At 43.9% G+C, this 12,502-nt stretch carries 12 protein-coding genes; 6 read left to right on the plus strand and 6 right to left on the minus strand.

Annotated elements, in window-relative coordinates; all coding sequences use genetic code 11:
• Positions 1-5: 5 nt before the first annotated feature.
• The 4 genes from QWY16_RS16565 to QWY16_RS16580 all read right to left on the minus strand — a co-directional run bounded on the left by QWY16_RS16565 (position 6) and on the right by QWY16_RS16580 (position 3,772).
• Entirely contained in the window at positions 6-1,376 is a 1,371-nt protein-coding gene (locus QWY16_RS16565; protein WP_300990333.1) for a phosphoribosyltransferase domain-containing protein, read from the minus strand.
• Positions 1,309-2,454, minus strand: a complete 1,146-nt coding sequence (locus QWY16_RS16570; protein ID WP_300990334.1) for an HpcH/HpaI aldolase/citrate lyase family protein — start codon at positions 2,452-2,454, stop codon at positions 1,309-1,311. The genes QWY16_RS16565 and QWY16_RS16570 overlap by 68 nt, the downstream gene beginning before the upstream one ends.
• 110 nt (positions 2,455-2,564) lie before the next feature.
• A complete protein-coding gene (locus QWY16_RS16575) occupies positions 2,565-3,143 on the minus strand; it encodes a TerD family protein (protein ID WP_300990335.1) in 579 nt (192 codons plus the stop codon).
• A 14-nt stretch (positions 3,144-3,157) separates the two neighbouring features.
• Complete coding sequence (locus QWY16_RS16580) at positions 3,158-3,772, minus strand: TerD family protein (RefSeq protein ID WP_300990336.1); 615 nt, start codon at positions 3,770-3,772, stop codon at positions 3,158-3,160.
• Positions 3,773-4,115: 343 nt separating this feature from the next.
• Between QWY16_RS16580 and QWY16_RS16585 the strand changes: the two genes are divergently transcribed.
• The 6 genes from QWY16_RS16585 to QWY16_RS16610 all read left to right on the plus strand — a co-directional run bounded on the left by QWY16_RS16585 (position 4,116) and on the right by QWY16_RS16610 (position 10,580).
• Complete coding sequence (locus tag QWY16_RS16585) at positions 4,116-5,054, plus strand: glycosyltransferase family 2 protein (protein WP_300990337.1); 939 nt, start codon at positions 4,116-4,118, stop codon at positions 5,052-5,054.
• Positions 5,044-5,454 carry a GtrA family protein gene (locus QWY16_RS16590; RefSeq protein WP_300993492.1) on the plus strand — a complete coding sequence of 137 codons (411 nt, stop codon included), beginning with the start codon at positions 5,044-5,046 and terminating at the stop codon, positions 5,452-5,454. The genes QWY16_RS16585 and QWY16_RS16590 overlap by 11 nt, the downstream gene beginning before the upstream one ends.
• Before the next feature lie 4 nt (positions 5,455-5,458).
• The gene (locus QWY16_RS16595) at positions 5,459-8,035 is read left to right on the plus strand and encodes a YfhO family protein (RefSeq protein WP_300990338.1); all 2,577 of its coding nucleotides are present in this window, start codon (positions 5,459-5,461) and stop codon (positions 8,033-8,035) included.
• A 127-nt stretch (positions 8,036-8,162) separates the two neighbouring features.
• Entirely contained in the window at positions 8,163-8,738 is a 576-nt protein-coding gene (locus tag QWY16_RS16600; protein ID WP_300990339.1) for a superoxide dismutase family protein, read from the plus strand.
• A gap of 433 nt (positions 8,739-9,171) precedes the next feature.
• Complete coding sequence (locus tag QWY16_RS16605; RefSeq protein WP_300990340.1) at positions 9,172-10,050, plus strand: SDR family oxidoreductase; 879 nt, start codon at positions 9,172-9,174, stop codon at positions 10,048-10,050.
• A gap of 137 nt (positions 10,051-10,187) precedes the next feature.
• Entirely contained in the window at positions 10,188-10,580 is a 393-nt protein-coding gene (locus QWY16_RS16610) for a DUF2512 family protein (RefSeq protein ID WP_300990341.1), read from the plus strand.
• A 308-nt stretch (positions 10,581-10,888) separates the two neighbouring features.
• On the opposite strand, the gene QWY16_RS16615 is transcribed toward QWY16_RS16610, so the two are convergent.
• Both QWY16_RS16615 and QWY16_RS16620 read right to left on the minus strand, forming a co-directional pair.
• Positions 10,889-11,584 (minus strand): YqjF family protein, encoded by a 696-nt coding sequence (locus QWY16_RS16615; RefSeq protein WP_300990342.1) that lies wholly within the window; start codon positions 11,582-11,584, stop codon positions 10,889-10,891.
• Positions 11,585-11,645: 61 nt separating this feature from the next.
• Positions 11,646-12,470: a manganese catalase gene (locus QWY16_RS16620; RefSeq protein ID WP_300990343.1), complete on the minus strand. Its 825-nt coding sequence runs from the start codon at positions 12,468-12,470 to the stop codon at positions 11,646-11,648.
• Positions 12,471-12,502 lie beyond the last annotated feature (32 nt).

Raw genomic sequence — 12,502 nt, forward strand, 5'->3', positions numbered from 1 at the left:
TAGGCTCAATCTCTCCTTTTTGCTGTCGTTAATGATATCCATTCAACAGATGCCTTTTCCTCAAGATAAGCAAGCAGCGGCTGCCAGGCAGATTCATCCACTACAGATTCAGCAATCAGGTAGATTTTGTTTATATCCAGTTCCTTCAAATTGTACAGGAATTGGTCGACTCCTTCTGAATCAGGCAAGAGGAATTTCACTTTTTCTTTTATGGGGTAATCTTCGTTAGTCGAGGCAAAAATCGGGCTTCTTGTAGTGGTTTGCACCAGCGCATTGCTGCTCAAAGCATAGGCAAAGCGAATCGGCAGATACATATTTTCCCCAATGCCGATGATCAGCGGCTTTTCACCATCCTTGGCTCCTCCGACTGCTTGAACCATCTGCTCGGCCCATCGGCTGACTTCCGCATGTTCACTGCTTGTCAGACCAAATCTCCCTGTCAAAGAAAGATAATCTTGACCGGTTGCTGATTTATGCGAAAGCTGCTGCGCTTTTGCTAGTTCCTGCAGTGATGAAACCCCATGGCTGCCTGTTAAATGCTCTATTGCGGCTTCATTCGGCGACTCGCTATGATGCAGGTTAAACTGCCCTTTCACCAAAGCCAGAACATCCACTTGAATTTTTCGGCTTTCTGCCAGTTCTCTGAACTTTTCCTGCTGCTCTTCGCTTCGCCAGTCCAAAATCGATAATGCTTTATATTTCTTGCCAGGAAACTGGTCATCCAGTGCCTTGATCAAATTCACAAAAGTATTGCCGGTCGAAATTTCGTCGTCAATCAGCACAATGGTTTCCGCTTCTTCAAACATTCCTTTCGGAGCATATACGATATGGGAAGTCGCGTGGGAATGTTCTTCTTCGAAGACAAAAGAAGGGGTCAACCCACTGATGTTTTCACGGGTTGTATGAATATATGCCGCATCTTCAAAATGCTGGAATACTGCATGGCCGAGTCCTGTAGCTGTTTCCGCCATTCCAATAAAAATTGTTTTTTTAGGCAATGCTGTTTTATAAGCAAAAGCTTCCTTGATGTTTTCCGGATCTGCTTCTCCAGTTTTTATAAGTTGAACCAATTCTTCCGCATGAGAAAGAAAGTCGATTTCGGCATCTTCCATCAATAAATAAGCCAGTAAAGTACCTGTACCAAGCGCAATGGCTGGACTGACGGCTAAATGTTTAGCAATCAAGGGGCTGACAAATAAAAACTGGCGCTTTTTGTTCACGCGGAGGGCCATAGAGAAAAGGGATTCCACTGGAAGCCCTTTATATGTGTAATCAACAGCAATCGAGAGATCCAGCTGCTGCCAAAGTTTATAGTTGATTTGATAATTGGGTTGATCCAATATAGTTGAGGACATCGATCGGTTTGTAGTTTTCATTTAGCACCCCGTATACTTCCGCCTGGGCTAGTACTTTCTTTGCCCAGCTTAAATGCGGTTTTACTTCATTCATTTTGTTGCGCTTCGGACTTTGCAGAACGCCATTGCGCTTAAAGCTTTCCGACACGATCAGCGATGCATCCTCAAAAGACTCATGGGAAACGATGTAACCTGCATTGACGATCTGGATTTGGGAAGGATGGATGCATGTTTTCCCTTTAAAGCCGTTTAAGGCATCCAACTGCACTTCCTGCCATAATACTTGTTCCGGTTTCGACGGAAGCAAGTTTCCTTGCCCCGAAGTAAAATGTTCATATACCGGTCCTGAGACGATAAAGCCGTCTTCTGCTCTGCCAAATCGATTCAGAATGGCAGTTAATCCATCCCGGATGACGTGGACATCGTAGATAGTCCGCTCCGCAGGACGGCGCAATCCGTAAAGACTAGAAAAATCAGTAGCTCCAACCCGGACAGTCAACACCCGATCCACTTCGGCCAGCAGAATCTGATGAATTTCCTGAAGTGTCTGATCACGCAGTTCTGAATACAACACTTCTCTGGTTTCAAGCAAAGGCAAGGCAAAAAGCTTTCGGCCTGCGGCTTCGCTTGCGCGGTCCAATGCTGCAAAAAAAGAAGGAAGATTTTCAGGTCTGCTTTTCGGAAAGACAATTCCAGTTAAGACACCTAAAGCGGCACCGGCAGCTGCAATCAGTTTATCAAGCTGGGCAGCATTTCGGATACGCAAAAAAAGCGCCGGTCCGGCTTCCGGCTGAAAGGTCCTTGCCCTTTCCAACAATTTTAGCTCTTTTATAACATTAGCTTCCGCCTGTGGCAGTTCCGAATCGGCCACTGCATCTTCCAGACAGATGATCAGTGTGGCCAATCCCGAAAAAGCGCCGCGTCTGTATTGCCCAGATAGAATCTTGTTTCCAAAATCAGGTCTGGAACCCGGGGTGTAAAGGGCAGCACCCAGTGCCAACCCTAAAGTTTCCCGTTCCGTATCACGATTGAATTCTGCCGGGGAATATTTAAAAAAAGTATTTAGCTCAGAATCAGTTAATACGTCAAAATGTCTCATTATTGTTCCTCCCGGCACCGCTAAAAGCAAGTCCCAAAAAATTAATATTTACTTAAGTAAATAAAGGCTAAAAAAGCAAGGAGGTGTGCTCCTTGCTTTTTCTCTTACAATTAGCCTTCTAATCCAAAGTCACGAACAAGTGCGCCTAGCCCACCTTGATAACCACTGCCAATAGCATTAAATTTCCATTCATTGTTGTGGCGGTACAGCTCTCCTACCACAATCGCTGTTTCAATTGAGAAGTCTTCTCCTAAATCGTAACGGATCAATTCCTCATTGCTGTCGCCATTTACGATGCGTACATAAGAATTGCTTACTTGGCCGAAGTTTTGGCCGCGTGTTTCTGCGTCATGGATCGTAATGGCAAATGTCACGCGCTCGATTGAAGAAGGGACTGATGACAAGTTCACTTTTACTTGCTCGTCGTCTCCTTCGCCTTCGCCGGTTTTATTATCGCCTGTATGTTCAACGGCACCAGCAGCACCTACTGTATTGTTGTAGAAGACAAAGTCAGCTTCAGACGATGCTTTGCCGCTTGAATTTAATAAGAATACGGATGAGTCAAGGTCAAAATCTTGCCCTCCATCGTACTTATTCGTATCCCATCCAAGACCTACGATTACATTGGTTAATCCCGGGTTTGATTTTGTTAAGTCTACTTTTTGTCCTTTAGATAAATTGATTGCCATTCTTCTACCACTCCTTATGCGTATTTGTTTGCAATTGAACCAATATCAGGATCAATAGTACCTTCACCGACAGCTGAGAATTTCCATTCGGTTCCTTGGCGGTAAAGTTCACCAAGAATCAACGACATTTTGCCAGCATAGTTGTCAGTTAGGTTATAATGAATCAGTTCTTCTTTGGATTGGTTGTCGACCAAACGGATGAAAGCATTTTGGATCATGCCGAAATCCTGCTTCTTTTGTTTTGCATTATAAATATTCACAACAAACACCAGGCGGTGAACTGATGGAGAGATACTCTTCAAATTGATTTGAATCGTTTCATCGTCTCCTTCTCCAGCACCGGTCAAGTTATCTCCAGAGTGGACAACACTGCCATCTTTGCTTTTTTTGTTGCCGAAGTAAATTAGGTTTTCTTTCCCTTTTAACTTGCCGTTTTCATCAAGCAGGATGACCGATGCGTCACAGTCAACATCAGCTCCACCGCCGCCGCCTCCAAGCAGGCCGCCTAAAAATCCGCCGCTTTTTTTAGGGGCAATCGGATCCCAGCCGAGGCCGACCATTAAGCTTGAAAGCGATGAACGTCCTTTAGTTAAATCGATTTTCTGACCTTTTACAAGATTGATAGCCATTCTTCGCACTCTCCATTCATCGATATGTACTTAGTTTTAATAGTATTTGTAAATCCGGAAAATTTCAATCATTAAGGGTTACAGCCAGCAGCCTTGAAATGAAACCATGCTGCCTCTTCTAGCGTCCCATCATGATAAGGAAACGTTTAACCATGGAAATGTTGAAAAAATCCTGATATAAATATATACGATTAATATTTCAATAAGTTTCGTTTGTCACAGAAGTTACACTTCTTTATTCATTAGCTCGCTGTTCCAGCATATTTCAGTGCGAAGCAGGGTAAACAAAACCAAATGACCTTTTTTAACTGCGCGGCAAAAAACAGTAAGAGGTGAAGTAAAGATGAAGCTGATTTCAATTGTTGTACCAGCTTACAACGAAGAAGCAAATATTTTATCTATGTATGAAAAGTTGGTCCAGGAATTTCACCCGCTTCCATACGAGTATGAAATCATGTTTATCAATGACGGCAGCAGTGACGGCACCCTGCAGGAAATTCTGAAGCTCGCCAAAACTCATGCCGACGTTAAATATATTTCCCTGACCCGAAATTTCGGCAAAGAATCCGCTATCCTGGCAGGACTCCACCGCATCAAAGGAGATGCGGCTATTTTAATGGACAGCGATTTGCAGCATCCTCCTGAATTGATCGGCCAGCTGATTGACGGATTTGAAGAAGGCTTCCATCAAGTGGTGGCTAAACGGTCCCGGACAGGGGATTCGAAGCTGCGAAGCTTTTTATCTTCCTTATACTATAAGTTTGTGAATTCCGTTACGGATGTAGACTTTGTAGATGGTGAAGGTGATTTCAGGTTACTCAGCCGAAAAGCCATCAATTCCATTTTGCTTCTAAGCGAAAGCAACCGCTTTTCAAAAGGCCTGTATTCCTGGATTGGTTTAAGCAAAAAGATTATTAGCTATGAAAACGTTCAGCGTGTTGCCGGAACATCCAAATGGTCTTTCTGGAGTCTCGTCAATTACGGGATTGACGGCATTATTTCTTTTAACTTAAAGCCGCTGCGAGTTTGTTTTTATACGGGGTTTCTCGTCTTACTCCTCTCACTTATCTACATCGGTGTGACCTTTTATGAAATACTAAAAGAAGGTGTAGGTGCTCCGGGTTATTTCACCACCATCACCGCTATTTTATTTTTAGGAGGAATTCAATTGATCAGCTTGGGAGTCATCGGAGAATACATAGGGCGGATTTATAATGAAACCAAAAGACGTCCTAACTTTTTAATCGATATTAGCAATGCGGATGATTATGATGAGTCTTAACGCCTTAAACACAGAGTTTACCCGCTTTATCTTTGTCGGTGTCATTAACACAGCCACTTACTATTCCATTTACCTGGTCTTACACAATATTTTCTCGCTGCCTTATTTGCTTGCACATATTGTCGGCTTTATCATTTCTTTGAATATCTCGTTTTTCTTGAACTGTTACGTTACGTACAGGACTAAACCAACGCTGAAAAAGTATTTGTATTTCCCTTTGACCCAAGTGGTCAATATGTCTGTTTCCACTGCATTGATTTTTATTTTCGTGGAATATTTGCATTTAAACAGCAATATCGCTCCGTTTGCGGCGGTTTTGTTTACCATTCCAATTACCTTTGTTATCTCCAGCAAAATTTTAAAAGGCTCGGTCAGAACGGCTGAAGCTAAAAGACGGTGAATTTATGAGCAGGAAATCTTCTAATATCATATTGTTTCTTTCTTGTTTTATGCTAGCTGCTGCAGCCCATTTGGTTTTTCTCTATCAGTGGACCCGCCGGCATTATATGGTCGGAATCGACGACGGCAGCTCGCAGATGCTGCCGTTTAAACATTTGCTTTACGAACAGTACACAAGCGGAGAATTTTTCTATTCGTTCGATTTCGGGCTTGGGGCAGGGACTTTCAGTGAGCTTTCGTATTATTTTTCCACTTCAATTGTGTTTTTGATCAGTGTAATTATTGTTTTTATTTTAGAATCACTGAATGCCATCCCATCCACTGATGTGCTGTTTTGGGCAAATGCTGCTGTTTTCATCAGTGTAGTCCGTTTAAGCTTTGTCTTATTCATTACTTCCCACTTGTTTATGTACATGAAGATTTCCCGGCTTTCTGCTTTTCTCGGAGCCAGCATCTATGGGATATCCGGAATGTATTTTCGCCATACCGTTTATTGGGAATTTTTTGCGGATGCTTTTCTTTGGCTGCCGCTCCTAATTTTCGGGATTGAGAAAATCATGCGGGAACAAAAACCCGGCTGGTTTCTTTTTGCGGTATCAATTTCTTTAATCGATAATTTCTATTTTTCTTATATCAATTTTCTTTTAGCAGGAATATACATACTAGTTCGTTTAGTTATCCGGTTGTCCCCTCAGGAAACCGGCTGGTTAAAAGCCATTGCCACTTTTTTGATTACTGGAATTATCGGTTTCGGCATTAGCGCCGTGTCATTTGTTCCGGCGGTTTATGCGTTTTTAAATAATCATCGCCCTGCTTTTGAACAGGAAATACCTTGGATTGATTTATCCGATAATATCCTATTTACAAGCCGGTTCATTGTGCTCCCAGCCATTTTTGTGTTATTTCTTTTTTCAGTTCCCCTATACCGCCACAAAGCTTTCCAGCTGTTTGCAGCATTGGGGATCATCGGAATCATGCTTCATTACAGCCCCATAGCTGGCAGCATCTTTAACGGCTTTTCAGCTCCCCAGTACCGCTGGGAATACTTCTTGTCATTGGTTGCCGGGGGAGCAGTGGCTGTCGGTATGGACCATCTTCAAAAACTGGCATGGCGCCAATTTGCAGTTGCAGGAGCTTTGACCGCTGCAATTTATCTGATTGCAGCAATGATGGACAAGACTTTCGAATTGAAGTCGCTGTCCACTCTGTTCATTATCAGCAGTTTGCTGATTACCTGGTTGCTTGTACTGGCTGTTCTGCAGTTCAAGCAGCCCCACCTTAAATTGCTGCTTACCGGTTTTTTAATCTTTTCACTTCTTATTTTTGCAAACTTTTATCAAGTTGAAAAACTCCTTAAAATTGGACAGATTGAGCATGTGAACGAAGAATTGCTGACTAGCGCTGGATATAATGACCCTGAAGTCCAGGGTCTTATCGAGGAAATTCATAAACTGGAAGACGGTGTCACCTACCGCATCGACTGGATGGAAGACGTCCGGAATAACACCCCGATTGTACAGGACTTTCGCGGTCTAAGTGCATATTCCAGCATCTTGAATAAAAATCTGCTGTATTTTTATTTATACGACTTGGAAATCGATATGGGACGCGAGAGCGTCAGCCGTTACGCGACTCTTGGCAACCGCACCAATCTCCATGGGTTGCTGCAAGGCAAATACTCGATAAAAGAAAAAGGAGATTCGAACGTTCCGTTTGGTTTTACAGAAATTTTGTCTTCTGAAAACTACATTGTTTATGAAAATCAAAACACTTTGCCTTTTGCACGTGCTGCTTCAACTGTATACCACGAACAGCAATTGTCCGATGAGCCCGCTATTGTCCGGGAACATGCTATGCTTACCGGAATAGTGCTTGATGGCAGTGAGGCTGCCCATCCCCTTCCTTCTGTTGAAGAACAGACCAGTGCCTTCAAAGTTCAAGAAGCAGATGCTACCTACGAGGATGGTTTATTGACAATATACGGAGAAAGCGGCGGCATTGACCTTGTTCGTCAAGATTCTTCTTTTACTGAAGGTGATTTATACGTATCGTTCCATTTGAAGCATATTGAACCGGATGAAGGCTTCCCTTTAGCTGTTAATGATTATCACACGACACGAAAATCAAACTCTTCAATTTATAGAACTTTTGTTGACGATATTACCATACGGATTCCTGCAGAAGACATAGTGAAAATTCGCATGCCAAAAGGAAAATATCATCTTACAGAACTTCAAGTCTTTGAGGAGCCTTATCAAGTTCTCCAAGAACAAAGCGGAGGAAATACCGGATTGAAAAAGTTGGATATCGACGGAAGCCAAGTACAGTTGGAATATAATAACACAGAAAAAGACGATTACTTGACCGTGAATATCCCATTTGAACGCGGGTGGGAAGCTTCTGTGAATGGCGAAGAAGTGGATGTGCTGAAAGCCAATTATGCTTTTGCTGCTGTTCCACTGGCAGAAGGCAGCAATGAAATAAAGTTTACATACCGTCCCCCATTTTTTAAGACTTCTCTGATTATGAGTGTTTTATCGCTGATTATAGGCTGCCTATTTGTTTACCGTAAAAAGCATTAAAGAGACATTTGGATGGCATCTCCAAAAGACTCCTACAAAAGTTCTCCTTTGTTTGAATTGCGTTTATTTTCAGTTTAAAAAGTGTAATGAGAGAATAACACTAAATTCAGACGGGGAGATGAAAGTGATGAAGCGATGGCTTGTGCTTGTATTGGCAATTTTTTTACTTCTATTACTTGCTGCTTGCGGCAATGCCGAAGATCCACCTACAGAAACCGACGGTGCTACGGAAGTTGAAGATGAAAATGTAAATGAAGGCGGAGAAGATCCCCCAAATGGTGAAGAAGCGGAAGACAACTCGGATGAAGGCTCAAGCGAAGATCTTATGTTCGTCACTGTGGAAATGATGGACAGCGATGGCAATGCTGCAGGAACTGCAGAATTGAGTACAGAAAGCAGCGGCGTTGGAGTAACCCTTAACTTGGAAGGACTTGAAACCGGTCCACATTCTGTGGAATTCCGGGATGCCGGCAAATGTGAAGCTCCGGATTTTGAAACTACAGGAGAACCTTTCGGCGGCGATATACCAGATATTGAAGCCGGAGATGACGGTACCGTTGCCGAAGAATTTGTAGTGGAAGGCGTTACGCTGAAAACAGGAGAAGAGAATTCTTTGCTGAAAGAAGGCGGGGCTTCCCTTTTTATCCAAGGAACTGACAATAGTGAGTCGGTGGCGTGCGGCGTTATCACCGCGCAGCAATAACAGCTGCAAAAGCATTGGCCGAAGCCGGTGAAGGCAAGTCTTTGCGATAAAGCTAGCGCAGCGATGCAAGTGCAATGCAGGAGCAAAGGCATTGGCCGACGCCTGCGAGGCAAAGTCTTTGCGACGAAGCTAGCGCAGCGGCGGTTTTTTCTGCACCGAAGCTAGCGCAGCGATGCAGGTGCAATGCAGGTGCATGGTTTTCAGGAACGAGGAGACTGAAGCCGAGCCCACGGAAAGCGAAGTGGCCGGACCGGTTGGGACCATACCTCCCTATTCATCTATATTAGACTTTGTCTATAGTCTGAAGCGGGCAAATGCCCGCTTTTTTTTATTCATTTTTGGCTTCCACCTTCTCCTTTCCTTTTTCCAAGTTTAGTCACGGCTTTACCGGGAATAAAACCTTTAGACGCTTATTTACAAGGAGGACGATATAATGTCAAATGAAGACAAATTTGAAAAGATTGATGAGCAAGTAGAACCCCAGGAGCAGCCGGAACAGCCGGGCCACGAGTCTGAAATGGCTCCTGAACCGATTTATGACGATAAGGACTATAAAGGTTCCGGCAAGCTGGAAGGAAAAGTGGCATTGATTACCGGCGGCGACAGTGGAATCGGACGGGCAGTGGCAGTGGCCTACGCTAAAGAAGGTGCCAATGTGGCAATTGCTTATCTTGATGAACACGAAGACGCCGAGGAAACAATCAAAGCAGTGGAATCCTATGGAGTGAAAGGTTTTAAATCCGCTGTTGACATCAGCGATGTAGAAAAGTGCAATCAATTAGTCGTCGATGTAATTTCAGAATTTGGCCAGCTGAATATACTGGTAAACAATGCAGGAAAGCAATTCCCGCAAGATAACTTTCTGGATATTACTCCCGACCAATTGATGGAGACATTCACAACGAATATTTTTAGCATGTTCTATTTATCTCAAGCAGCTGTCCCTCATATGCAAAAAGGTGATTCCATCATCAATACTTCTTCTGTGACAGCGTATAGAGGTTCTTCATCCCTTATTGATTATTCGTCGACTAAAGGTGCCATTACGTCATTCACCCGTTCGCTTTCACAGAGTTTGATCGAGAAAGGCATCCGGGTCAATTCAGTTGCTCCAGGGCCAATTTGGACGCCATTGATCCCTTCTACATTCGACGCTGAAAAAGTCGGAAAACATGGAGGCGACACTCCTATGGAACGCCGTGGACAGCCTTCAGAAGTAGCTCCTGCATACGTTTATTTTGCTTCAAAAGATTCTACTTACGTCACAGGACAAGCGATTCATGTCAATGGCGGGGATTTTATTACATCTTAATCTGCAAAAAAACCAGAACCGTTTTTCAGGTTCTGGTTTTTTTGATAACTCCCATGTTTTCTTCCTTTTTTTGCGGTTTTGCCGTTTGAATTCGGGTATAGATTAGATATAAATCTATACACAAGGAGGTGGGCAATATGAAGTTTATTGAAGTATTACTCATGAAATTCGCGATGGTGTTCGCTGTATTATTTATGATTTTCGGACTTACCTATGGCACAGGAGTTTTTGATATTTTCCTGATCAGCCTGGTTGTTACAGCCGTTGGATTTATTGGTGATTTAATCGTCTATCCTCGTACTTCTAACAAAGTCGCGACTGCCGGTGACCTTGTTCTCGACTTTATCCTCATATGGCTTTTGGCGGCGCTGTGGATCGAGAATCCTGATTTTTCAATTGTGATGGCCTCTATTTACTCTGCCGTGCTTCTAGCTGCCGGAGAATGGTTTTACCATATTTATCTGACTAAACGCTTATGGGAGCATAAAGAGACATCCCACACACTGAAACAGGAACCGAATCGTAAATAGTTCCAAAAAAGAAGTGCGGAGACTTGATTAGTAAAGTTGAGACGTAGAATGCAGCGGAAAGTGGGCGACTCCTGCGGAAATAACATGTGCTGAAGGCCTCGCAGGAGCAGCGAAGCGACATTGGCCGAAACCTGTGAGGCCAAGTCTTTGCGACGAAGCTAGCGAAGCGATGCAGGAGCACAAGGTTTTCGACTGAAGCCATGTCCGCGGAAAGCGTCCCACCTGGAGCGAAATGAGAAAAGGCTATCGAGAGTTTCTCGGCAGCCTGAAAATGCGGAGACTTTAGCCTCCGCACTTCTTTTTGCTTTTTAATCTTCAGGCACCGGAGGGAAAAAAAGTACCCTCTGGTTTCCTCCGTAATGAGCGATAGGACGACTAAGATGCAAATTTTCCGGCAAGAAACTGGCCATTGAGTTTTTATAAATTTCCCCTTTGATGTACTGAAGCTTCCAAGGCGAATGTTCAATATCCACTCGAATTAAGCGATTCGCCGGTCTTGTCCATAAACAATAACGTTCCGTCAGCCAATGCTCCAGGTAAGTCCGCTGAATGGGACCGGATGTTATTTCATAAGTTAACCTTAATGATTCGGGAAATGAATTTTTATGGGTTCTTCTGCTCGTGAAAGCATATTTTCCGTTTTGCTTGTCCATTTCCATCCGAGCATGGCGGTAAGGCAGAAATCCTCCTGTATTCGCTGTTTTCACAGCTAGTATGCTGTCTGCATCCAATGAAAAAAAGTAAACTCCTGGACGCCCCTTATAATTTACATACGTCCTTACATTCAGCTCCAGATAAGATTGGACTCCTGGAGTAGGCGGAGTAAATCGCAGGCGAGTTCCTTTTGCTTCAAATAAAACGACGCCAATCCAGGCAAAACCGTCATACAAATCAAGTTTTAGGTCAGCAGGAAGGTGCGCTCGCACCCACACTTCTTTTACCGGCCAGTGTAAAAAAACCACATCATGCCATTCTTGTGTCATTGCCCAAGGCTTTTTTTCCATCACATCACCTCATCCGCAAAAGAAATAAGCCTCTTATTGGAAGAGGCTTATTTTTGTTCTTTTATTTTAACTCTTCTTCCGGTAGCGTGTTATGCGCTTCCGGTGGAGCTGGTTTTAAGATAGGTCTTTCACTTAATGGTTCAGGCTTTTGAACTGTAATCGGGTGGCCATCCGGAGCCGGCTGGCTTACCCATGGCAATTGTGAAGCGGTGCTGGTTTCAGTATTTGTGTAAAGAATATGTGAGAATTCCGTTGCTTCCCATTCAGGCGGCAGCGTTGCCGGTACAATTGGGCCTTCTTTGGCTTCCATGTCCTTGATGGCCGCAAGCCACTGGTTCTGGTGCATTGTATCTCGCGCTAATAGGAAAGAGAATAGATCTTTTACGCCGCGGTCATCCGTCATGCTGTACAAACGCGCTACTTGCAGGCGCCCCTGTGATTCAGCGTTGACGTTAGCCCGGAAGTCAGCCAATAAGTTTCCGCTTGCTACAATATATCCAGCGTTCCACGGAACTCCATTGCTGTCTTTCGGTGAAGCCCCGAGTCCATGCACAATCGCATGCTGCGGGTTCATGCCGCCCATGATGGCGCCGACAATCGGATCCGCTGCTGCTTTTTCCTGCTCGTAGACTGGCGCTCCTTCAAGCAGACGTGCAACTAAAGTCGCCAATAGCTCAATATGGCCGAGCTCCTGCGTGCCGGTATCCATCAGCAAATCTCTGTATTTCTCGTTTCCTCTTGTGCTCCACCCTTGGAATAAGTATTGCATCGCTACTGTCATTTCACCAAATTGTCCGCCGATCAATTCCTGTACTTGCTTGGCGAATACCGGATCCGGAGACTCCGGTTTAGCATGGTATTGAAGTTCGCTTCTGTGGAAAAACATAGACATAACCTCCTGGATAATTTTTTAGTTTT

The organism is Planococcus shenhongbingii (assembly GCF_030413635.1).
GTDB classification, from domain to species: domain Bacteria; phylum Bacillota; class Bacilli; order Bacillales_A; family Planococcaceae; genus Planococcus; species Planococcus shenhongbingii.